Source organism: Providencia sp. PROV033 (assembly GCF_028484855.1).
Taxonomy (GTDB): domain Bacteria; phylum Pseudomonadota; class Gammaproteobacteria; order Enterobacterales; family Enterobacteriaceae; genus Providencia; species Providencia alcalifaciens.
On sequence record NZ_JAMPSW010000001.1, the window covers coordinates 1 to 23,242 of the forward strand.

Annotated in this window: 20 protein-coding genes, 1 pseudogene and 1 riboswitch; of the genes and pseudogenes, 12 read left to right on the forward strand and 9 right to left on the reverse strand. The window is 43.9% G+C overall.

Annotated features, from left to right (window positions below):
- From PSF16_RS00005 to PSF16_RS00015, 3 genes are all read left to right on the forward strand, one after another.
- A partial coding sequence (locus PSF16_RS00005; protein WP_272688582.1) for an ABC transporter permease occupies nt 1–440 on the forward strand: 440 nt, incomplete at its 5' end.
- Nucleotides 434–1,219, forward strand: a complete 786-nt coding sequence (locus PSF16_RS00010; protein ID WP_272688583.1) for an ATP-binding cassette domain-containing protein — start codon at nt 434–436, stop codon at nt 1,217–1,219. The genes PSF16_RS00005 and PSF16_RS00010, both read left to right, overlap by 7 nt.
- A 4-nt stretch (nt 1,220–1,223) precedes the next feature.
- Nucleotides 1,224–1,820, forward strand: a complete 597-nt coding sequence (locus PSF16_RS00015) for an ATP-binding cassette domain-containing protein (protein WP_006662943.1) — start codon at nt 1,224–1,226, stop codon at nt 1,818–1,820.
- Here PSF16_RS00015 and PSF16_RS00020 read toward each other — a convergent pair whose 3' ends face one another.
- The gene (locus tag PSF16_RS00020; protein WP_272688584.1) at nt 1,821–2,714 is read right to left on the reverse strand and encodes a LysR family transcriptional regulator; all 894 of its coding nucleotides are present in this window, start codon (nt 2,712–2,714) and stop codon (nt 1,821–1,823) included.
- 98 nt (nt 2,715–2,812) lie between these two features.
- Here PSF16_RS00020 and PSF16_RS00025 point away from each other — a divergent pair, with 98 nt between their 5' ends.
- Together PSF16_RS00025 and PSF16_RS00030 are read left to right on the forward strand one after the other, a co-directional pair.
- Entirely contained in the window at nt 2,813–4,144 is a 1,332-nt protein-coding gene (locus PSF16_RS00025) for an MFS transporter (protein ID WP_272688585.1), read from the forward strand.
- A 1-nt stretch (nt 4,145) separates the two neighbouring features.
- Nucleotides 4,146–4,547, forward strand: coding sequence for a hypothetical protein (locus PSF16_RS00030; RefSeq protein WP_272688586.1), 402 nt, complete (start codon nt 4,146–4,148; stop codon nt 4,545–4,547).
- An 89-nt stretch (nt 4,548–4,636) separates the two neighbouring features.
- Here PSF16_RS00030 and rpoD read toward each other — a convergent pair.
- The 3 genes and pseudogenes from rpoD to rpsU all read right to left on the reverse strand — a co-directional run.
- Nucleotides 4,637–6,502, reverse strand: a pseudogene (gene rpoD, locus PSF16_RS00035) (RNA polymerase sigma factor RpoD); the annotation flags it as partial.
- Nucleotides 6,503–6,666: 164 nt separating this feature from the next.
- Nucleotides 6,667–8,412, reverse strand: a complete 1,746-nt coding sequence (gene dnaG / locus PSF16_RS00040; RefSeq protein ID WP_006659180.1) for a DNA primase — start codon at nt 8,410–8,412, stop codon at nt 6,667–6,669.
- 117 nt (nt 8,413–8,529) lie between these two features.
- Nucleotides 8,530–8,745: a 30S ribosomal protein S21 gene (gene rpsU, locus PSF16_RS00045; protein ID WP_001144069.1), complete on the reverse strand. Its 216-nt coding sequence runs from the start codon at nt 8,743–8,745 to the stop codon at nt 8,530–8,532.
- Nucleotides 8,746–9,098: 353 nt separating this feature from the next.
- On the opposite strand from rpsU, the gene tsaD reads away from it, so the two are divergent.
- Nucleotides 9,099–10,118, forward strand: a complete 1,020-nt coding sequence (gene tsaD, locus PSF16_RS00050) for a tRNA (adenosine(37)-N6)-threonylcarbamoyltransferase complex transferase subunit TsaD (RefSeq protein WP_006659182.1) — start codon at nt 9,099–9,101, stop codon at nt 10,116–10,118.
- 69 nt (nt 10,119–10,187) lie between these two features.
- Here the strand turns inward: tsaD and PSF16_RS00055 are convergent, their stop codons facing one another.
- Together PSF16_RS00055 and plsY are read right to left on the reverse strand one after the other, a co-directional pair.
- Nucleotides 10,188–11,720, reverse strand: a complete 1,533-nt coding sequence (locus tag PSF16_RS00055; protein ID WP_006662947.1) for a methyl-accepting chemotaxis protein — start codon at nt 11,718–11,720, stop codon at nt 10,188–10,190.
- Between the two features lie 295 nt (nt 11,721–12,015).
- Nucleotides 12,016–12,669, reverse strand: coding sequence for a glycerol-3-phosphate 1-O-acyltransferase PlsY (plsY, locus tag PSF16_RS00060; protein WP_006659184.1), 654 nt, complete (start codon nt 12,667–12,669; stop codon nt 12,016–12,018).
- A 115-nt stretch (nt 12,670–12,784) separates the two neighbouring features.
- Between plsY and folB the strand changes: the two genes are divergently transcribed.
- Nucleotides 12,785–13,144, forward strand: a complete 360-nt coding sequence (gene folB / locus PSF16_RS00065; protein WP_006659185.1) for a bifunctional dihydroneopterin aldolase/7,8-dihydroneopterin epimerase — start codon at nt 12,785–12,787, stop codon at nt 13,142–13,144.
- 51 nt (nt 13,145–13,195) lie between these two features.
- Here the strand turns inward: folB and PSF16_RS00070 are convergent, their stop codons facing one another.
- Together PSF16_RS00070 and PSF16_RS00075 are read right to left on the reverse strand one after the other, a co-directional pair.
- Nucleotides 13,196–14,437: a multifunctional CCA addition/repair protein gene (locus PSF16_RS00070; protein WP_006659186.1), complete on the reverse strand. Its 1,242-nt coding sequence runs from the start codon at nt 14,435–14,437 to the stop codon at nt 13,196–13,198.
- A gap of 10 nt (nt 14,438–14,447) precedes the next feature.
- Nucleotides 14,448–15,059, reverse strand: coding sequence for a TIGR04211 family SH3 domain-containing protein (locus PSF16_RS00075; RefSeq protein WP_006662948.1), 612 nt, complete (start codon nt 15,057–15,059; stop codon nt 14,448–14,450).
- A 280-nt stretch (nt 15,060–15,339) separates the two neighbouring features.
- Between PSF16_RS00075 and PSF16_RS00080 the strand changes: the two genes are divergently transcribed.
- The 3 genes from PSF16_RS00080 (at nt 15,340) to hldE (ending at nt 20,680) form a co-directional block, all read left to right on the forward strand.
- Entirely contained in the window at nt 15,340–16,302 is a 963-nt protein-coding gene (locus tag PSF16_RS00080) for a CYTH domain-containing protein (RefSeq protein ID WP_272688587.1), read from the forward strand.
- 11 nt (nt 16,303–16,313) lie between these two features.
- Nucleotides 16,314–19,157 (forward strand): bifunctional [glutamate--ammonia ligase]-adenylyl-L-tyrosine phosphorylase/[glutamate--ammonia-ligase] adenylyltransferase, encoded by a 2,844-nt coding sequence (glnE, locus tag PSF16_RS00085; protein ID WP_272688588.1) that lies wholly within the window; start codon nt 16,314–16,316, stop codon nt 19,155–19,157.
- Nucleotides 19,158–19,252: 95 nt separating this feature from the next.
- On the forward strand, nt 19,253–20,680 hold the full coding sequence (gene hldE, locus PSF16_RS00090) for a bifunctional D-glycero-beta-D-manno-heptose-7-phosphate kinase/D-glycero-beta-D-manno-heptose 1-phosphate adenylyltransferase HldE (RefSeq protein ID WP_181480209.1): 1,428 nt from the start codon (nt 19,253–19,255) through the stop codon (nt 20,678–20,680).
- A gap of 88 nt (nt 20,681–20,768) precedes the next feature.
- Here hldE and ubiK read toward each other — a convergent pair whose 3' ends face one another.
- Nucleotides 20,769–21,047 (reverse strand): ubiquinone biosynthesis accessory factor UbiK, encoded by a 279-nt coding sequence (ubiK, locus tag PSF16_RS00095; RefSeq protein WP_006662951.1) that lies wholly within the window; start codon nt 21,045–21,047, stop codon nt 20,769–20,771.
- A gap of 208 nt (nt 21,048–21,255) precedes the next feature.
- Nucleotides 21,256–21,423, forward strand: a riboswitch (FMN riboswitch).
- A 154-nt stretch (nt 21,424–21,577) separates the two neighbouring features.
- Between ubiK and ribB the strand changes: the two genes are divergently transcribed.
- Together ribB and ygiD are read left to right on the forward strand one after the other, a co-directional pair.
- The gene (gene ribB, locus PSF16_RS00100; protein ID WP_006659192.1) at nt 21,578–22,231 is read left to right on the forward strand and encodes a 3,4-dihydroxy-2-butanone-4-phosphate synthase; all 654 of its coding nucleotides are present in this window, start codon (nt 21,578–21,580) and stop codon (nt 22,229–22,231) included.
- Nucleotides 22,232–22,401: 170 nt separating this feature from the next.
- Complete coding sequence (ygiD, locus tag PSF16_RS00105; protein ID WP_272688589.1) at nt 22,402–23,205, forward strand: 4,5-DOPA dioxygenase extradiol; 804 nt, start codon at nt 22,402–22,404, stop codon at nt 23,203–23,205.
- Nucleotides 23,206–23,242: the final 37 nt, after the last annotated feature.

The following is a 23,242-nucleotide window of genomic DNA, read 5'->3' on the forward strand; positions in this document are numbered from 1 at the left end:
CGCTAGGGGGCGGAAAGATGGGGGTGATTTTGGCGGTGGCATTAACCCATTGGCCTAAATTAACGCTTATCTTACGTTCAGAGCTTCTGCGTGTTCAGCAAACTGATTACATTATGTTATCCCACCGTATTGGCAACAGTGCGTTATGGCGCCTACGGTATCACTATCTACCCATGCTACTCCCTCAATGGATGGTCGGAACATTATTGATGTTTCCACATTCTGTCTTACACAGTGCGGCACTCAGCTTTCTTGGCTTTGGGCTAGCACCTCATGAGCCTTCTTTAGGGATTTTACTGTCCGAGGCATTACGTTATTTGAGTACGGGCGCTTGGTGGATGGTGGTATTTCCTGGTGCTGCATTGATGGGGCTAGTGTTGTTGTTTGACCAATTTGCTAAATCAGTCCAACGGTTATGGTTAAGGGGCGCAGTATGCTGAAGTTTGAAAATCTTACCATCGACGTAGCGCAATACCGCTGGCTGGGGAGAAAGCAGTGGTCTCCGTTATTGCATGATATTTCTCTGGATATTCAACCCGGTGAAATGGTGGCGTTGATTGGTGGTAGCGGTGAAGGTAAAAGTTTATTACTGCAAAGTGCATTGGGATTATTACCCGAAAATATGCGTTGCCAAGGGACCATTGAGCTCAATGGTCAGCCATTGACGGAAAAAACGAAATCTCAGTATCGAGGGAATTCTCTGTGTTACGTACCTCAAGGGGTCAGCGCCTTAAACCCATTGATTCAAATTGGTCCTCAGCTTGAGCGTGCCGCCGTACTTAGTGGGCAACATATTAAAATGCACGATGTCGCTCGGCATCTACAAGAATATAGTTTGCAATCTAGCCTTGTGAATCACTACCCAAGCCAGCTCTCAGGGGGAATGGCGAAAAGGGTATTAGCGAGTAGCGCCACCTTATCGCGCGCGGAATATATTTTGGCGGATGAAATCTCCTCGTGGCTGGATGACGAGCATGCGGTACAGTTACTCGACAATATCAAATCTCTATGTCGAGATGGGCGTGGTGTGTTGTGGGTAACTCATGATCTAGCAATGGCGGTGCGCTTTGCCGACCGTTTAGCATTATTGCGTAATGGGGCACTAGAAGAGGTGCTAAGCAGCCAAAAACTCAAACAAGGCGGTGGTGGTCAGTGGATTCAATCTTTGTGGAATGCGCTGCCAGAACATCAATTTATGATGCTGGATGAGTGGAGGTAGCCGGATGCTAGAAATACAAAACTTGCGTATTGAACAGGCAGGCAGAGTGCTGTGGGATAACCTGAATTTGTCATTGGTAGATAATGAACGGCTTGGCATTTCCGCTCCCAGTGGATTTGGGAAAACGACGCTAGGACGAGTGCTTGGGCAGTGGCAAAAACCCACTGATGGGCAAGTTTTATTGAATGGTGAACCTGTTCCTCATCGCGGTTATTGCCCTATTCAGCTAGTCCCGCAGCACCCCGAAAAAAGTTTTAATCCTTATCGTACCGTAGGTTCCAGTGTACGCGATGCATGGGAGCCGGATGCCCAATGGCTAGATTGGTTATCGATAAAACCTCAATGGCTAGAACGGCGCCCAAGTGAATTATCGGGTGGAGAGTTAGCACGTATTGCGCTGCTTCGCGCACTCGATCCCCGCACTCAAGTATTAATCGCAGATGAGATGACTGCCCAATTAGATGCGCATTTACAAAAGGAAGTGTGGCAGCATTTGATCCGTATTTCACAGCAACGTCCTCTGGCAATGATTGTTTTTAGCCACAATAAAGCGCTGTTAGAGAAAGTGTGTACCAAGGTATGGACGGTGGCTGAAGCCTAATCACAGATCGATTTTTTTAACCAAAAAATCAATAAATGCCCGTGTTTTAGCGGGGAGATTTTGGGTGTTCGGGTAGAGCAGCTGAATATTTTGTTTGGGGAGTTCAAGATCTGGAAGTAAACGGATTAAGCGATGAGCATTTAAATCCTCTTCAACTAGCCATGCCGGACAAATAGCGGCACCGAGTGATGCTAATGCAAGCTGGCGGATAGTTTCTGCGGAATTAGATTCGTACTGGCTGTTTAATAGAGGCAACTCAAACTTTTCACCGTGACGGTTCTGTAGAGCATATTGGCTATCTTGTAAGTTCAGCAAAGTATGGGTGATCCACGGAATATTGGCGAAATCATCCACATTTTCAACCTGATATTGTTCGAGAAATTCCGCGGTTGCGACTAAATAAATGGCATATTCCCCTAATTTTCTCGATTTTAGGGAGGAGTTTTTTAAATTTCCTAAGCGGATGGCAATATCGAGTTTTTCTGCCAATAAATCATCAAAAGATGAATTGAAACTGTATTGCAGACGCAGTTGAGGATATTGCCGGCAAAATTCTGGGACCAGTGGCAAAACATAACGTTGCCCAAATTCGTTTGTGGAAGAAAAGCGCAATGTCCCCGTAATATTGGTCGCTAAGTTTTGATTCCTTTCAAACGCTTCCTCAATCTGTAATTGAATCCGTTTAAAATCATCGTAGAAATGTTTTCCTACCTCAGTGAGTGCAATATTGCGTGTATTTCGCACCAATAAGCTGACATTTAAGCTTTTTTCTAGCTGTTTTATATCAATACTTACCATCGAGCGACTTAGTCCTAAAACCTCGGCAGCCTTTGTAAAAGAGCCGGAATCGACAACTTGAAGAAAGCTGGTAATTTGCTTGAGATTTTTTTGCATAATCAACTCGATTGTTTGATTGAATTAAACAATGATTTTACTTCCTTTGCATCGACAGGAGAAGGGCTGAGCTCTACTCTTTGCAACCGGAGGTCACCATGTCATATCGTTATCAAATTGCGACAGTATTTCTTCTCGGTTTTTTTATTGATTGTATTAACATTTTTATGTCTGCTATTGCGCTGCCTGATATTGCATCAGCTTTTTCGACAAGCCAGTCGATGGTGGCTTTGGTCGCCAATGCTTATATTTTAGGACTAGTGCTGATTATGTCCATTAGCTTATGGCTGGCTGGACGTTTGGGAGAAAGAAAGCTACTCACGTATTCCATGTTGCTATTTTCGCTTTCCGTTGGGTTATGTGGGCTCAGTGATTCGATTTATAGTTTAATTTTCTGGCGCTTTATTCAAGGCGTTTCTGGCGGATTATTAATTCCGGTTGGGCAAGCATTAGTGTTTGGGCTATTTCCCAATCAAGAGCGCCAAAAAATATCGACTTTGATTATGACTGTTGCCTTAATTGCACCTGCATTTTCACCGGCAATTGGCGGTATGATTATTGATTCATTTTCATGGCGTTGGGTCTTCTTTGCCAATCTTCCATTCGCATTATTAGCATCAATACTTGCATGGGTCTGGGTCAAGGATGGTGAAAAACAACTTCGAGAAAAGCCCGATATTATCGGCTTACTGCTAGTGAGTCTCAGTTTGTTGGGTTTATTACTTTCATTTACTCTGTATAACGATGAGCAAAGTTGGGTATTGGCTTTATTGAGTTTTGGCGTCTCTGCGGTTTTACTGAGGATATATTTAAAATATGCCCAAAAATGCCGAGCACCTATTTTAAATTTGCTATTACTGAAGAATTATAATTTACGTAATGGATTTATTGTTTATTACGCGGTGCCTGGAATTTTCACCGGTGTTAATTTACTGAATATTTTTAACTTACAAAATAATATTGGGTTTAATGCGCAGCAAACAGGCATGTTTATGCTGGTATATGCAGCTGGCGCTCTGATCTCCATGGTGACAGGAGGCTATTTTTATCATCGTATTGGTAAGAGAAACCTCTTTGTGGTGGGGATTATTTTGCACAGTGTTGGGATTCTTACGCTGTTCTGGATAGACAGTCAAAGTCAGTTAGCATTATTGATTACTGCTTATTTATTGATGGGAATGGGCGGGGGAATAAGTGCAAATACGGCTCAAATTAGTGCATTAATTGATTTTAAAGATAAAGATTTACTGCAAGGTAGCGTGTTGTGGAATATTAACCGTCAGGTAGCTTTCAGTGTAGGGACGGTCGTACTTATTTCAGTGTTTAACCTTATTTCATTTTCATCAGAGTTAATTCGTTACCAATATACTTTTTTTATTGCAGCACTGTTGGGTCTGCTATCGTTAATTTCAGTATTTAAAGGAAAATAAAATGAATCCACAAATGTCTTTAGCTATACAGAATATTATTGATTTCCATATGCTCATTGAGGATGTATTTACGGGGCGAGATCACGGTGAAAGTCTTCAGGCTTTATTAGGGAGCTTTGATAAGACATTTAAAATGGTCACTATTCAAGGTGCCTCGATGAATGCACAACAGGCATCTGAGTTGTTTAGTAAAAACAGAGGTGTTAGACCTTCATTAGTTATTGAAATTAGAAATATTCAGCCGCTGTTTGAGTGTGATGGCAATACATATTGGATACAATATTTAGAACATCAGACCTTGGCTGGCAAAGAAAATAGTCGCACGTCGACAGTGTGTATAAAAATTGAAGATGGGAAATATCATTGGCTGTATCTGCACGAAATGCCAATATTAGTGGCTTAATAGGAAAATATGTTTTTTAGCGGTCATTTAATAAAAAAACACCTGCCGGAGCAGGTGTTTGATTTTTTAGACTTGAAGACGGTTATTGCTTATTCGTCTAAGAAGCTGCGCAGAACTTCTGAGCGGCTTGGGTGACGTAATTTACGCAGCGCTTTTGCTTCAATCTGACGAATACGTTCACGGGTTACATCAAACTGCTTGCCCACTTCCTCAAGGGTGTGGTCAGTGTTCATGTCGATACCGAAACGCATACGCAGAACTTTTGCTTCACGAGCAGTTAAGCCAGCCAGAACCTCATGAGTTGCCGAACGTAAGCTTTCTGATGTTGCAGAATCTAACGGTAACTCTAATGTGGTATCTTCAATGAAATCGCCTAAATGTGAATCTTCATCATCACCGATTGGCGTTTCCATGGAGATTGGCTCTTTCGCAATCTTCAGTACTTTACGGATTTTATCTTCTGGCATTAGCATGCGTTCTGCCAGTTCTTCTGGCGATGGCTCACGACCCATTTCTTGCAGCATTTGACGAGAGATACGGTTCAATTTGTTGATAGTTTCAATCATGTGAACCGGAATACGAATTGTACGTGCTTGGTCAGCGATAGAACGGGTAATAGCCTGACGGATCCACCATGTTGCATAAGTTGAGAACTTATAACCACGGCGGTATTCAAACTTATCAACCGCTTTCATTAGACCGATATTACCTTCTTGAATCAAATCAAGGAATTGCAGACCACGGTTGGTGTATTTCTTCGCGATAGAGATAACCAGACGTAAGTTTGCTTCAACCATTTCTTTCTTCGCACGACGCGCTTTCGCTTCACCGATAGACATACGACGGTTGATATCTTTAACCTGTTCAATTGTCAGGCCCGTTTCTTCTTCGATTTGACGCAGTCTTTGCAGACAACGCAGAACTTCTTCTTCCACTTCCAGCAGTTTTTCAGACCACGGCTTGTTCATCGCTTTTGCTGCGGTTAACCAAGTTTCGCTGGTTTCATTGCCGCTGAATAGGGTAATGAAGTTCTTCTTAGGCATTTTGCACTGCTCAACACACAGTTTCATGATGGTACGTTCTTGCAGACGAACGCGATCCATCATTTCACGCATGTTATTGACCAGATAGTCAAATTGCTTAGGTACTAAACGGAACTCTTTGAAAACTTCGGACAATTGCTCGATAGCTGCCACAGTTTTCGCATCGCTACGACCATATTGTTTAATATGGGTACGCGTTTTTTCATACTGTTCACGAAGATCAGAAAATTTTTGGCGTGCTAATTCAGGATCGATGCTGTTGTCGTCATCGCTATCGCTGTCATCGCCGTCTTCATCTTCTTCTTCTTCGTCGTCATCTAGCTCTTCTTGTGGAAGTTCAGAACCTACGTGAGTAGCTGTAGGAGCTAAATCTTCTTCCGCATTCGGATCAACAAACCCTGTAATCAGGTCAGATAAGCGGCTTTCGCCAGCTTCAACGCGGTCATACTGTTCAAGTAAGTAGGTGATAGCTTCAGGGTATTCAGCGACAGAGCACTGAACCTGATTGATACCATCTTCAATACGTTTTGCAATGTCGATTTCACCTTCACGGGTGAGCAATTCGACGGTTCCCATTTCGCGCATGTACATGCGAACAGGGTCAGTGGTACGGCCGATTTCACTTTCAACACTGGATAATACTTGAGCTGCGGCTTCTGCCGCATCTTCGTCCGTGTCGGAAGTATTTTCAGCCAAAATTAAATCATCGGCATCAGGTGCTTCTTCCATGACCTGGATGCCCATGTCATTAATCATCTGGATGATATCTTCGATCTGATCTGAATCGACGATATCTTCCGGCAGATGGTCGTTTACCTCGGCATAAGTTAAGTAACCTTGCTCTTTACCCTTGGTGACGAGTAGCTTAAGCTGTGACTGCGGGTTTTGCTCCATAAGACGGTATCCACACTTCTGAGTATTTAAATTGGTGTCGGTCGGCGAAACTAACGGCCAACAAGAACATTTAAAGGGACATTTGACTACGCGCTACGCCCTTTATATTTCGTAGCATTTACAGGCATTTGCCTTGTTATATGCGGCACTTAAGCCGTTTTGTATACTATTTTTTGGATGCTTTATGTTTTCACTCGTGAAAGAGTGATTAGACGGACTTCTTCGCGCTCTTCAGGTGTCAGCCTTTGTGTTCGTTCTTTCGCTATTAGATAGTCGAAACGCTCATCGAGGGCGCTATTAAATAGATGATTTAGAGCATCTATAAAGGTATTTTCCGCTATTTCCTCTATTTCTATATCGTTCCATGTTGCGAGTTTTTCAAGTTGTTTCGCAAAATTATTATCGCGATAACGTTCTAGCAACTGCCCTGTGTTCATTCCGGGGGTGGAACGGCAAACTTCAACCAATTCCTGAAATAGAGAAAGCCCCGGCATCTGGATATGGGCAATTCCCTCTAGTGAGGGAACAAGCTCCGAAAAGTTCGGATTTTGTACCAACAACGCGATAAGTATGCGCATTGTTGTTGGTTTCAGTTTGGGTGCCTGATAGTTAACTGGTTCAGTGCTCTCTCTATCAATCATAGCAAGAACTTGGGAAATATCCGGTACGCCAATGAAATTTCCTAGCTCTTGTGCCATATAAAGGCGCAGAGTTTCACCCGGTATCTGTTTTATCAATGGGATAGCAAGTTTACTAATTTTTGCTCGACCCTCTTGGGTTTTTAAGTCCACTTGAGGAACTAAAGAGTCAAACAAAAATGTGGAAAGACTTTGCGCATTTTCCATGCGCTGCTCAAAGGCGTCTTTTCCTTCTTTGCGTACCAATGAATCTGGGTCTTCGCCATCAGGCAAAAACATAAAACGGAGTTGGCGACCATCGGTCAAATAGGGAAGGGCGTTTTCAAGTGCACGCCAAGCGGCATCTCTTCCTGCTCTATCTCCGTCATAACAGCAAATTACGGTATCTGTTGAACGATAGAGCAATTGAATATGCTCAGAGGTTGTAGAGGTGCCAAGTGATGCAACCGCATAGCGGATGTCATACTGTGCGAGTGCTACAACGTCCATATAGCCTTCAACAACAAGTAATTTTGCAAGCTCACTACTATTTTGCGTGGCTTCATAAAGACCAAAAAGCTGGCGACCTTTATGAAAAATATCGGTTTCGGGGGAGTTTAAATATTTCGGTAAGGCATCGCCTAATACCCGTCCACCAAATGCAATCACACGACCGCGACGATCCCGAATAGGGAACATGATTCGCTCTCTAAAGCGATCATATACGCGACCATTATCATTAGTGACCAGCATACCCGCTTCATCAAGTTGCTGACGGCTTTCTGGATTCACTGCAAATTTCTTTAAAAGGTTGTCCCAGCCAGGGGGAGCAAAACCGATTGAAAAATGCGAGATAATGTCTGCACTTAAACCACGTTGGCTTAAATAATCTTTGGCTTTATTCGCCGAGGGATGATTTAAGGCAGCGCAGTAAAACTGATTTATTTTATCCATCAATTGGTACAAATTTTGACGCTGATGGAGTTCTATTTGACTGGTTCCCGTTCCTTTTTCATAAGGGACATCCAGACCATGTAATGCGGATAACTCTTCTATCGCTTCGACAAAATCGAGTTTGTCGTAATTCATCAGAAAATCGATGGCATTACCATGGGCACCACAGCCAAAACAATAGTAAAACTGTCTCTCACCATTGACAGTAAACGATGGTGTTTTTTCGTTATGAAAAGGACAGCAAGCGTGATGGTTTTTACCCTGTTTTTTTAACGGGACTTTTGCATCGACTAAATCAATGATATCGGTACGAGCGAGTAAGTCATTGATAAATGAACGCGGAATTCGTCCAGCCATAAGCCTCTTTTTCGCCTGTTGATGAACGATAATAAGCCGCGCTTCCGTTAGGAAAGCACGGCCTTTAACTGCTAACTACTACTTGTCTGCGTTGGTTGCGATGAGAATCGCAATCAATTAGTACAGACGAGTACGGCGTGCGTTTTCGCGAGCCAGTTTTTTAGCGTGACGCTTTACCGCTGATGCTTTAGCGCGTTTACGTTCAGTCGTTGGTTTTTCATAGAATTCACGACGACGAACTTCAGCTAAAACTCCTGCTTTTTCACAAGAACGTTTGAAACGACGCAGTGCTACGTCGAATGGCTCGTTTTCACGTACTTTAATTACCGGCATGTGCCTCTCACCTCAATAGAAATCGGTTTGTTGCTGGTTTTTGTTCACCAGCCATCATTTAAAATGGTGCGGAATTTTACTTCAATGAGTACGGGTTTGTAAAGTGCCGTATAAAATTGAATCACACAAGATTGCCTGTTTTCGTCCCAGCTTTAATAAATAAAGTGAGAAAAACCAGATAATAATGAGAATTTGCCACACGAAATTTTTATTACAGGGGTCTGATTATAGACTATACAACTAAGAAAGTCAGCCTTTTGCTGGGATTAATTGCGTGTTTTCATGACATTTATTGCGCGATGACGCAAATTTAGTGATAGACTTGCCTCCATGCAACAAACAAGGGTAGTGCAATGCGTGTTTTAGGTATTGAAACATCTTGCGATGAAACCGGAATCGCAATTTATGATGATGAGCTGGGTCTACTCGCGAACCAGTTATACAGCCAAATTAAAGTGCATGCTGATTACGGTGGCGTCGTACCCGAATTAGCATCTCGTGACCATATCCGTAAAACAGTGCCGCTGATTCAAGCTGCGCTCAAAGAAGCCAATTTAACTCGTGAAGATATCGATGCTGTTGCGTATACCGCAGGGCCTGGTTTAGTAGGCGCTCTGATGGTCGGCGCGACGGTGGGTCGTGCGTTAGCGTTTGCATGGAACGTACCGGCAGTCGCAGTGCATCACATGGAAGGGCATTTGCTCGCACCTATGCTGGAAGAGAAAAGTCCAGAGTTCCCATTTGTGGCGCTGTTGGTTTCTGGTGGTCATACCCAGCTAATTAGCGTAACAGGTATTGGCGAATATGAGCTTCTCGGTGAGTCTATCGATGATGCCGCGGGCGAGGCATTCGATAAAACGGCGAAATTGCTTGGTTTAGATTATCCCGGTGGACCTGTTTTATCTCGTATGGCACAGCAAGGGGTTGCTGGACGTTTTGTTTTTCCTCGTCCAATGACCGATCGCCCTGGGTTAGATTTTAGCTTTTCAGGCTTAAAGACATTTGCCGCGAATACGATTCGTGAAAATGATGATGATGACCAAACTCGTGCGGATATTGCTCGCGCGTTTGAGGATGCAGTCGTCGATACATTAGCTATCAAATGTAAACGGGCACTTGAACAAACTGGGTTTAAACGTTTGGTCATGGCGGGCGGCGTGAGCGCTAATCGTGCATTACGAGCTAAAATGGAAGACGTTTTGAAGCAGCGCGGTGGGGAAGTCTTCTATGCACGCCCTGAATTTTGTACCGATAACGGTGCCATGATTGCATTAGCAGGATTGATTCGCCTAAAAGGTGGGGCAAATGCAGGTTTAGGCGTGACGGTTCGTCCTCGCTGGCCTCTTGCAGAACTTCCACCGTTAGAAAAATAACGTCATATTTTGATGCGATAGTAGGGGCTGGCGTATTGCGTCAGCCCCTATTTTTTATGCAAAAGCGTTTTAATGTAAAATAGTGACCGCATCTTCCAAACGAATGGAACGATCTTTTACATGGCTTGCTGTTTCAGTGCTTTGCTCGACTAATAAGCTACTTTGCTGGGTAATCGATTCCAGCTCACTGACCGCTTGCGTGATATCGGAGATCCCAGACGCTTGCTCTGTTGTCGCATGGCTGATGTGTGTGATCAGTTGGGTGACGTTTTGTACTTGACCCACGATCTCTTTCATCGTGTTGCCCGCCGCATAGACTTGATCCTTACCTGAGCTGACTTTCTTCTCACAGTTGTTAATCAATTCGCGAATATCGTTTACTGCGCTGGCACTACGGCTGGCTAAGCTACGAACTTCATTGGCAACAACGGCAAAACCTTTCCCTTGCTCACCTGCTCTTGCAGCTTCAACCGCGGCATTTAATGCCAAAATATTGGTTTGGAATGCAATGTCTTTAATCACATCCGTGATGGAGTTTATCTTACTGGTACTGTGTACAATTTCATCCATCGTCATGACAACGGCATCCATCATCGCACCGCCATTAACGGCTGTTTCACTGGTTTCATTCGATAAAACATCCGCTTTATGGGTGTTGTCTGCGTTCATTTTGACCGAAACCGCCATTTGATTCATGGTGGCGGCGGTTTGTTGCATATAGCCCACGGTGCGTTGTGTATGGGTATCTAATTCACTGCAACCACTAACCAATGACTCACTTCCTTTGCGAACATTATCGACTTGTTCTGAGACATCGTTGATTAGCCAACGACACACTAAGCCTAGTTGACCTATTGAGCGCAGAATTTGCCCGATTTCATCAACGCGACTCATGTGAGTAATACTATTACGATTGCCTCTTGCTACGCTGAGTGCTTGGGACATGATATTTTCAAGTGGGTTGGCAAAGCTGCGTTCGAGTACCACATTACCCAGCAGTAGGGTGATAAAAGTGAACAAACTGGAAAGAAGCAGCGCATTGCCTGATAAGCCCGATAAACCTGCCATCACCATCCACAATGCGAATAAGCTGGAAGAGATAAGTCGGCAGCGCCAACGGACAGACAGTGTTGATAGCGAGAATCGACGGCGTTTGGGTAGCACGATCCCCTTATAAATACGGCGATTACTACGATTTTCAACGAGTGATTTGTAAAGCGGCTCGACTGCGGCAATTTCATCGCGTGTGGCTCGTAGCCGAATAGACATATAGCCAGTGATCACGCCTTTTCGTTGCATAGGAATAATATTGGCACGAACCCAGTAATGGTCGCCATTTTTACGGCGGTTTTTAACTATTCCAGTCCATGGTTCACCCATTTTTAAGGTTCGCCACATGTCGGCAAATGCTTCTTTTGGCATGTCAGGGTGGCGAATAATATTGTGAGGCTGTCCCATTAATTCATCGAGATCATACCCACTCACCTGCACAAAGAAATCATTAGCGTGAATAATATTCCCTTGAAGGTCACTTGTGGTCATCAGGGTTATATCTTCATCTAAGATATGTTCATTTTGAGTTACATAAGGAGTTCTGCTCATTTTATATTCACTTTTATAGTTAAGTTTTCCTTTATATAGTCGACAGTTTTTAATTATTCATTAGTAATAAATTTGCAATCTTTTAACTATTTTTTAAAAGTGTGCGCTAAGTTATACGTAGGTGTAAATACGTACAAAAATAAGTGAGATTTTGTGAGTGAGCGAAGTAAAAAATAGGGGGAATTTTTGATAATAGAGTGGGTTTTGGCTGAATGTAAAAGGCGGGTTAGTCACAACAAAAAAGGCTAAAAATTAGCCCTTATTGTTGGTGATTTTTATAGCTCATGTTTAGTGATTATTCATCATGATCGTCACGTTGTTCTTGAGCAATCTCTTTGGCGGTCTTTTGTTTTTTGTTTTTCAGTTTTTGCCAAATCCGGCTCTCTTGCCCACGCCATAAGCGTTGGATATTTGCATGATGACGGACTAACACTAAGCACGAGAGCATGGCTACAGGGAACGTGAATTCTGGCTTAAACCACCAGACATAGAAGGGGGCGAGTAGTGCACTAACAATCGCACCGAGTGACGAGTATCCGCTAAGTAATACGGTGAGCAGCCATGTTCCCGCGACTAACCCAGAGAGATCCCAGCCAATAGCGGCAATAGAACCAAATGCGGTGGCAACGCCTTTTCCGCCTTTAAAGTGGAAGAAAACGGGATAAATATGTCCAAGGCAGGCTGCAATCGCGACCAAGCCAAGATAGAATGGTTGCACATTTAAATAATAAGCAAGCCATACAGGGATCATCCCTTTCAGTACGTCACAGATCAGTACTGAGGCTGCGGCGGCTTTACCACCGACGCGTAAGACGTTAGTTGCACCGGGATTACCTGAGCCGTGTTGACGGGGATCGGGTAATCTTGCCAGACGGCAGATCAAGATAGCACTCGATATTGATCCGCAGAGATAGGCGAAAATTATCATGCCAAGCGCGATTGCACTCATAACTAACTCCAAAAACGGTTTAAGCTATTTATATGTAATTCACTTCAGTCTTGGATAATACGCACATTTTTCCTGAAGTGGTATCAATTCAGCACATAAACGAGAAAATGACGTGATGGATATCGTATTTATTGAACAATTATCAGTCATCACCACCATTGGTGTATATGACTGGGAACAAGATATAGAACAAAAACTTTTGCTCGATATCGAAATGGGATGGGACAATAAACAGGCCGCGATGAGCGATAATGTTGAATTGTGCTTGAATTACGCAGATGTTAGCGAACGCATTGTTAGCTATTTAGAACAGAATAAGTTTGGATTAGTTGAACGAGTTGCTGAAGAGGTTGCTCAACTTCTGCTGAATGAATTTTTCACGCCTTGGGTACGTATCCGAGTATCTAAGCCAGGGGCTGTTGCTCGTGCTGCTAACATGGGCGTACTGATTGAGCGTGGTACAAAAACCAGCTAATGGGGATTGCCTCGTGGATGTTGGCGGTCAGTACCGCCAATATTTTTCATTTTATCTTTGAACCATAACCTGTTGGTTTTTTATCCACTCTTCAACGGCGTGAATCCGCTGTTTTGTGAGCTCCTCTCGAATTTGCGCGCCTTGAAAACCTTGCTCAATAATTGATTTGACAGCAACCGCTTTGGCAACCTCATAGGATTGGCGTAAATATATCCCTTGGGGATAGGCTTGTGTTTCTAATCCACCTCGACCTCTGGCGTCGGCTTCGCTCACCAAGCCGAGCTGTAAAATACGTTCAGGCTTACGCCAGCTATCTAATCCATCGAACATACCAACGAGATCGCACGCATTAAGCTTATTAATTACATGGATCATATCGTGATATTTTGCAGCTAAGCAGGCGAGATCTTTGGTGCTACTCGGAATTTTGTAGCGTTCGCATAAATCGATGATCAAAGGGATCCCTGCTTCACCATGTTGTGGATGGCTTGGCCAAACGGCTTTAGGCGTGAGGCCTTTACCCAGATCGTGGCATAGTGCAGCAAAACGAACGTCAATATCTTTCGATAACGTTGCCACAACGCGCATCACCATCAAAATATGGATGCCAGTATCCACTTCAGGGTGCCACTTTTCAGGGGCTGGAACGCCAAATAAGTTATCAATTTCAGGGAATAGGATGGCAAGAGCCCCACACTCGCGTAAAACCTCGAAATAGATTTGTGGCGAATTGGACATGAGCGCTTTGTGTGTTTCCGTCCAAACTCGCTCAGGCGTAAGATGAGAGAGCTCACCGGATTCAGACATGGATTGCATCAGAAACATCGTTTCAGGAGCAATTCGAAAGCCTTGTGCATAATAGCGAGCGGCAAAGCGTGCTACGCGTAAAACGCGCAGAGGGTCTTCTAAAAACGCATCAGAAACATGGCGAAGAACACGGTTTTTGAGGTCGCGTACGCCATGATGAGGGTCGATTAGTTCTCCAGTGTCGCTCTGAGCAATGGCATTAATGGTCAAATCACGGCGTAGAAGGTCATCTTCGATGGTGACATCGGGCGCGCTATAACAGCTAAATCCAGTATAGCCAGAACCGATTTTTCGTTCAGTTCTGGCAAGGGCATATTCTTCATGGGTTTTGGGATGTAAAAAGACAGGAAAGTCTTTACCAACCTGTTGAAAACCTTTGGCTAGCATCGCCTCTGGCGTAGTACCTACCACCACATAATCTCTATCTGAGATAGGTAATCCCAGTAGTTTGTCGCGTACCGCACCACCGACGAGATAGACTTTCATTTAAATTCTCTTACATCCAGCCATCATTACGTTTTTTACGACGAGGAATAATGTGCGGCAGCAGCAAACCTAGAATTAAGCCCGCACCAGCAACGCCACCACCATACATAAACCACTGTAAAATCAATTCGCGGCGACGGTCATCCAGATTCACTTCAGCAATATCTAATTTCTTACCTGCCTTGATAAGCTCATTTTTCAGTTTTTCATTTTCAGCTTTTAACTGACGAACTTCGCTATCATTATCCGCCACTTTTTGCTGCATGTCTGCGGTGCGGGTATTCCAAGTATTATCAATATTATCTAATTGTTGGCGTAACTTTTGGTTCTCAGCTTCTAGCTGAGGAATACGGCTTTTCATACTCGGGATGTCACTGAGTTGATCTGTAGGTATCCAAACCGTTCTGCCTTTGCCATCTTTAATTTGGGCAAATTTATTATCAACTGAAATCAGTTCAACAGATTCACCTGCATTCAGCGAGCCAACAATACGGTAGTTGGTGCCTGGGCCACTACGGACATAAGTCGATAAATCTTCAGAAACGTAGCGTGTTTCAGCGTTTGCTGTGATTGAAAGGCCTAACCCCATGATTGAGACAAATAAAAGTGGAATTTTTCGCATAGTGTTGTGATCTTTTTAGGGTGAATGAGTGTCTTATTAATTAAATATTAATAAGTAAAGCCTATTGGTGCAAACGTTAAAGCTTAGAGTTGTGTAAATGTTGAATAAGAATGAGAACCTTCCTAAGTCACTGGATAATTCAATTTTTCAGTGCGTTATCGAAATAACTCTCTAAAAGGGAGGGATTGCATGGAATTTTTGGTTTCTGTGCGGTTTCTTTTCTCTGCTATCAGGGATTGGGGTAATATGGATGCAGTGAAATTATTAAATAAGGAAATGTATGAACCACATAGAAGTTGAACTCAAGTTAGCGGCTCAGAGTTCTGCTATTGATGCTGTTCGCCAGTGTATTTCAACACTTTCACCTCAGCATTTTGCCCCTCGCAAACTGACCAATATCTATTTTGACACGCAGACAAGACAGCTTCGTCAATGGGATATGGGGCTACGGATCCGTGGTTGTGATGGTCATTATGAAATGACGATTAAAACGGCAGGTCAAGTGATCAGTGGGTTACACCAGCGCCCAGAATACAATGTGGAAATCGATTCTCCTGAAATCAACCTCTCTGCATTTCCCGCTGAGATTTGGCCCGAAGGCATCGATTTGGCGCAACTTGAATCAGAGCTAGAAGTTTTGTTTAGCACAAACTTTACTCGTGAAAAGTGGTTAGTGAAGTTTGAAGATAGCGAGATTGAAATTGTATTCGATCAAGGGGAAGTTTCAGCAGGAGCTAAAGATATCCCGATTCAAGAGTTTGAATTGGAACTAAAACAAGGTTTTGTGGCGGATGTGCTTAATTTGACGAAAAAATTCGCTGATATCGATGGTCTCAGTCTTTCGTCACTGAGCAAAGCTGCCCGTGGGTACTTCTTATTGATGAGTGAACCAGCACCGTTAGTTCGCCCTGAATCCGTGTTTGATTATGAAGAGCAACCTATTGAAAAATCATTGCTGCACATGCAGCAACTGTGCCAGCAGCATGAGCAATATTGGTTATCTGGTGGTGAACATGCTCGTCATGGATTAAGTGAATTCTTGCGCTTTGTTCAGGCATTTTTAGTGCATTATCAAAACTCGGCACCGCATTTTGTGCATGACCTTCCTCTAGAACAATTACGTTTGGATGTGACTGACGAGACGATCAGTGCAGAAGATTTTTGTTACAGTAGCCAATGGCTAAAATGTAAATTAGCCTTTATTCAGTGGTTAACCGCCTTAACATATACCGATGTCGAATAGGTACTGAATCTATGCCGCTTTCTTCCGAACTTTTGCAAGACCAACATCAACGTATTATTCGTCAATTTTCTGAGCTCTCTTCAGCATTGCTCCCATTAAGTGAAGATGAGCTGAATTTTTTAGCGTTCAGTGATTTTGCGTTGAAACAGGTTCTTACCCATTCTCGATTTTTACAACAGATTCGCACTCAACCTCCGATGGGCGATGAATGGAAATATTATGGAGACTGGCTGGAAGAAACGCTGGCAGGCGTAACTGATGAAGATCATTTGATGCAGGTTCTGCGTACTTTTCGTCATCATATGTTAGTGCGCATAGCTTGGATGCAAACGTTGGAAATCTGTTCCCAACGCGAGACGATTGTGCAACTTAGTGAACTGGCTGAAGTTTTGATCGTCTCAGCACGGGATTGGTTATATAAAACCTATTGCCAATTGTGGGGAACACCTTGTGACCGAGCTGGAAATCCCCAGCCATTATTAGTGCTGGGAATGGGAAAACTGGGTGGCAGAGAATTAAACTTTTCGTCTGATATCGACCTGATTTTTGCTTATCCAGAAAACGGTGTGACCCAAGGTGGGCGCAAAGAGCTGGATAATGCGCAATTTTTTACGCGTCTTGGACAAAAACTGATTCGAGTTCTCGACCAAGTGACCATTCATGGTTTTGTCTATCGTGTTGACATGCGCTTACGCCCTTTTGGTGACAGCGGTCCATTGGTTTTTAGTTTCTCAGCCCTAGAAGATTATTATCAAGAACAAGGTCGTGACTGGGAACGCTATGCGATGGTCAAAGCGCGTATTATGGGACCTGACAGCGTTCATTATGCCGATACGCTACGTAAATTATTACGTCCGTTTGTCTATCGCCGCTATATTGATTTCAGTGTGATTCAATCCCTGCGCAACATGAAAAACATGATTGAGCGGGAAGTTCGCCGTCGTGGATTGATCAATAACATCAAGTTAGGTGCTGGTGGTATTCGTGAGATTGAGTTTATTTCCCAAGTTTTCCAGTTGATTCGTGGTGGGAGAGAACCCGTGTTACAGTCTCAGTCTTTGTTCGCCGCATTACAGGGGATTGAAGAACTTGAACTTTTGCCATCTCAACAAGTAATTCAGCTCCAAAACAGCTATATTTTTCTGCGCCGATTGGAGAATTTATTGCAAAGCATTGATGACCAACAAACCCAGACATTACCCGATGACGCCTTAAATCAGGCGCGTTTAACATGGGGAATGGGATTCACTAGTTGGTCTGAATTTTACCATCAGCTCAGTGCTATGATGACCTCAGTGCATCAGATATTTGCGGAGCAAATTGGCAGCGATGATGAAGAAGACCGTGCAGAAGAGTGCGATGAAGCCTACATCACGTTGTGGCAAAGTGAGCTTTCTAAAGAAGAACTTGCTAGTTATCTACCGTCAAAAGATGAATTTGTCGCTGAGAAAATGATCCACGGCATTAACCTGTTCAGACACGACCTCAATAAGCGTACCATCGGTCCCCGAGGTCGAGATGTTCTTGATGAATTAATGCCTAAATTACTGGCAAAAGTTGGGGAGCGTGAAGATGCAGGGCGAGTTATCGAGCGCATTACACCATTATTGTTAAGTATTGTTAGCCGGACAACATACTTAGAACTGATGCTCGAATTTGATGAGGTGTTAACCCACGTTATTCGACTATGTGCAGCATCCCCGATGATTGCAGAACAGCTCGCTCGTCATCCACTATTATTAGATGAATTGCTTGATCCGCAATCGCTGTATCAGCCATTACCACTGACCGCTTATCGAGATGAATTACGTCAATATCTTATGCGGGTGCCGGATGATGATGAAGAGCAACAATTAGAAGCCCTCCGCCAATTTAAACAGGCGCAATTATTGCGTATTGCTGCGGAAGATATTTCAGGGGTGCTCCCTGTCATGAAAGTGAGTGATCACTTAACGTATCTGGCTGAGGCGATTATTGATGCTGTGGTACATCAAGCTTGGCAAAAAATGGCGAAGCGTTACGGAGAACCGGCTCATCTGGCTCAGCTTGATGAAAAACAGTACGGATTCGCCGTTTTAGGCTACGGTAAATTAGGTGGATGGGAGCTGGGCTACAGTTCTGATTTAGACTTGGTTTTTCTGTTTGATTGCCCAATGAATGTGGTCACTACAGGGGATCGCTCCATTGACGCACGACAATTTTATTTGCGTGTCGCACAACGCATTATTCATCTTTTCAGTACCCGAACAGCCTCAGGGGTGCTCTATGAAGTGGACGCACGTCTTCGACCTTCCGGTGAGTCAGGGATGTTAGTCAGTACCATTCAATCTTTTGATGATTACCAAAAAAATGATGCGTGGACGTGGGAACATCAAGCGCTGATCCGCGCCCGTATGGTTTTCGGTGATAGTTCATTGCAACAGAAATTTACGCAAATCCGCCATGAAACCTTATGTTTGCCACGAGAGCCCGATGTGCTGCGTGAACAAGTGCGAGATATGCGAGTGAAGATGCATCAGCATTTGGGCAGTCATCAGGAAAATGAGTTTGATTTAAAAGCCGATCCTGGTGGGATCACGGATATTGAATTTATTGCTCAATATTTAGTATTGCGTTTTGCAACAGAGAATCCGGCTTTAACCCGTTGGTCAGACAATGTACGCATCTTTGAATTAATGGCGCAGTACGATTTTATGCCAGAAGAAGAGGCTTATGGCTTAACACAAGCGTATGTGACGATGCGTAATGAATTGCACCATCTTGCATTGCAATCTTTACCAAGCCGCGTAGAGAGCCAGCAATTTGCGACTCAGCGAGCGCTGGTGTTAGCCAGTTGGCGAAAATGGCTGGAGTAATTGATTAGGTAGCAAATTATTTAGGCGATATCGTGCAATATGGTAGTATTGGCGGCAATTAATTGTAGATTTTCTTTTCATAACTGGAGTGCGGGATGAAAGTAACCCTTCCTGATTATAAGCAAGCAGGTGTACTTGTTGTTGGTGATGTAATGTTAGATCGCTACTGGCATGGACCGACTAATCGAATCTCACCTGAAGCACCGGTTCCGGTTGTTAAAGTGACCATGGTTGAAGAGCGTCCTGGTGGTGCAGCTAACGTGGCAATGAACATTGCTTCCCTTGGTGCTAACTCCCGTTTGGTTGGATTAACAGGGATTGATGATGCAGCAAAAGCGCTCACCGAGAATCTCAATGGCGTGAATGTACGCTGTGATTTCGTGGCGATCCCAACTCATCCAACCATTACTAAATTACGCGTTTTATCCCGCAACCAACAGCTTATCCGCCTCGATTTTGAAGAAGGTTTCGAAAATGTGGATGCTCAGCCAATGCTGGAACGCATCGAACAAGCGTTGCCTCACATTGGTGCGTTAGTGTTATCTGACTATGCGAAAGGGGCATTGGCAGAAGTTGAGAAGATGATTGCATTGGCGAATAAGGCTGGCGTTCCTGTTCTTATCGACCCGAAAGGTCATAATTTTGAGCGTTATCGTGGTGCGACGCTGCTAACGCCAAATATGTCTGAATTTGAAGCGATTGTTGGGCGTTGCAAAGATAATAAAGATGTGGAAGAAAAAGGGATGCAACTTCTTGAATCTCTGGAGCTATCTGCATTATTAATCACGCGTTCAGAGCAAGGAATGAGCTTGATTCGTCGTAATGAGGCTCCATTACATTTACCGACCGAAGCGCAAGAAGTGTTTGATGTTACTGGTGCGGGGGATACGGTGATTGGCGTGTTGGCGGCATCGATTGCATCAGGTCGTCCATTGCATGAAGCCTGTGCGCTAGCGAATGCGGCGGCTGGCGTGGTCGTTGGTAAATTAGGGACGTCAACAGTATCCCCGATTGAATTGGAAAATGCGATCCGTGGTCGCGCGGAAAATGGTTTCGGTGTTATGACCGAAAGCCAACTTAAGCAAGCCGTTGCCGATGCGCGTGCGCGTGGTGAGCGCGTGGTGATGACCAATGGCTGTTTCGATATTCTCCATGCGGGTCATGTTTCATATCTGGCGAATGCCCGTAAACTCGGTGACCGACTAATTGTTGCGGTAAATAGCGATGCATCGACTCGCCGCTTAAAAGGGGAGACTCGTCCAGTTAATCCATTAGACCAACGTATGATTGTGTTGGGTGCATTAGGTGCCGTGGATTGGGTTGTGCCATTCGAGGAAGATACACCGCAGCGTTTGATCTCAGAAATTCTGCCTGACATCTTAGTAAAAGGCGGGGATTATCAACCAGATGAAATTGCCGGAAGCCAGGAAGTTTGGGCTGCGGGTGGACAAGTGATGGTGCTAAATTTCGAAGATGGTATCTCAACCACCAATATCATTAAAAATATTATGAAAACCAAATAATTAAACATTAGTTGGTATCAGTAGAAGCCTAACTTTTTGTCTGCATTTAAATGTGTACAGAAGTTAGGCTTTTTTGTTTGTGACTGAATCAATCTTCTTGTTTTTCTTCAATCACTTTTTCATCTGAGAAACGAGCTTCAAGGGCGCTGACACGCTGCTCCATTTTCATCAGTTTCTCACGAGTGCGCAATAAAACTTGTGTTTGGATATCAAACTCTTCTCGACTGACTAAATCTAATTTACCAAGCTGAGATTGCAACAGTGAACGGAGCTTTTTATCAAAGTCTTCACCTAAGTCACGCACGCCTTTCGGTAATGCACCTTGAATTTGGCGGGCAACTTGTTCAATTTTTTTCGGATCGAGCATTCGCGGGTCCTTCAGTTTCAAAATAACGTCAGTTTCAAAATAAATAATGTGGGGTAGTGTAATACCTGCGGCGTTACGAATAAACCACCTTCTAACATTATTATAGAAACCTAGCCTTTCATCTTGTTTTTATTGGCGAAAAGTGTGAGTAAGTTTCCACTTTATCGTTTGCTCGTTGCACCATTGAATTATTGGAGTTATATTAATTGCGTAATCTCAGGGCGGGGTGAAAGTCCCCACCGGCGGTAACATGCATCGCGCATGAAGCCCGCGAGCGCTTTGTTATCTTTGGCATTATTGTCATGGATAGGAAAGGTCAGCAGATCCAGTGTGAATCTGGAGCCGACGGTTATAGTCCGGATGGGAGAGAATCACTGTATCTGCATGTTTGTATCTTTTAGGTACAACACTGTTCTACATATTGAATAGCTAAACGGCTAGTAGGTCGTGGTGTTTATTCATTTCTCGTACTCCTAAGACTGCCCTGGTTCTGGTAACTCAAATATTGTTAATTAAAGAAGGTTTTTACCATGAATCAGACGCTACTTTCCGAATTCGGTAATCCAACCGAGCGTGTTGAAAATGCAATCGAAGCTCTGCGCCAAGGCAAAGGCATTTTAGTTCTCGACGATGAAGATCGTGAGAATGAAGGTGACTTAGTGTTTGCAGCAGAAACCATGACCGCCGAGCAAATGGCAATGACAATTCGCTATAGCAGCGGCATTGTGTGCCTATGCATTACGGAAGAACGCCGTAAGCAGCTTGATATCCCGATGATGGTGGAAAAAAACACCAGCCAAAACCAAACGGGTTTTACGGTCACAATTGAAGCTGCGAAAGGTGTCACAACCGGCGTTTCTGCGGCAGACCGTATCACGACTATCAAAGCGGCGATTGCGGATAATGCAGTGCCTGCGGATATTAACCGCCCTGGTCACGTATTCCCATTACGTGGTCGTGAAGGTGGTGTATTAACACGTCGTGGTCATACAGAAGCCTCGATTGATTTAGCCACATTAGCCGGTTTCAAACCTGCTGGAGTACTGTGTGAGCTGACCAATGATGATGGCACAATGGCGCGTGCGCCAGATGTGGTGAAGTTTGCTCGTGAACACAACATGACCGTTGTCACCATTGAGGACTTAGCTAGCTATCGTCTTCAGTTGGAAAAAAAAGCGAGTTAATTCGCTAAGTTTTTAAAACGCTTTGCCTATAGAGTCATTGGCCACAAAGTTGCACACCTTTGTGGCCTCTTCAAATTTTTTGATGATCATTCTCATAATTCCCCCACTGTGTTTTTTATAAAAAAGGGTATGCTGATACTCATTATCCTTTTTGTGGAATTGAGGTCATCATGTCGACAAATAACCAACACTTAACCCATCGAATGCCCGCGGTATTTATCGGTCATGGTAGCCCGATGAACGCGATTAACCATAATTCGTACACTGAAGCATGGGAAAAACTGGGTACAACTTTGCCTAGAACGCGTGCGATTTTGGTGATCTCAGCACACTGGTATACCCGTGGAACGGCGATCACGGCGATGGTTAAACCGAAAACGATCCATGATTTTGGTGGTTTCCCTGAAGCTTTATACCAAATAGAGTACCCGGCACCAGGCTCTCCTGAGCTGGCTAAACAGGTGGCTGAATTACTGTCTCCAGAGCCAATTTATCAAGATAAAGAGGAGTGGGGACTTGATCACGGCACATGGGAAATTTTAGTGCGCATGTATCCGCAAGCCGATATTCCCGTCGTGCAACTGAGTATTGATGGCACTAAGCCTGCATCGTGGCACTATGAGCTAGGTAAAAAATTAGCAGTCTTGCGAGAGCAGGGGGTTTTGATTATGGGGAGTGGTAACGTTGTCCATAATTTACGTGCAATGGATTGGCAGAATTCACATGCAGAACCTTACCCTTGGGCAATTTCGTTTGAGCAATTTGTTTATGCAAATCTGCGAAGTCATGAGCAGCCGCACCCGCTGACAACAGGGTTAGAGCGTGAAGATGGTCAGTTATCAAATCCATCACCAGAACATTTTTTACCTATATTACCTATCTTAGGTACATGGGATGGTGAAGAAGTGATTAGCACGCCTGTTGAAGGAATTGTTTCGGCATCATTGAGTATGTTATCAGTACAAATCGGTTAATGAGTCGAATGGCGAAAGAAGAAAGCGGCACGAAATA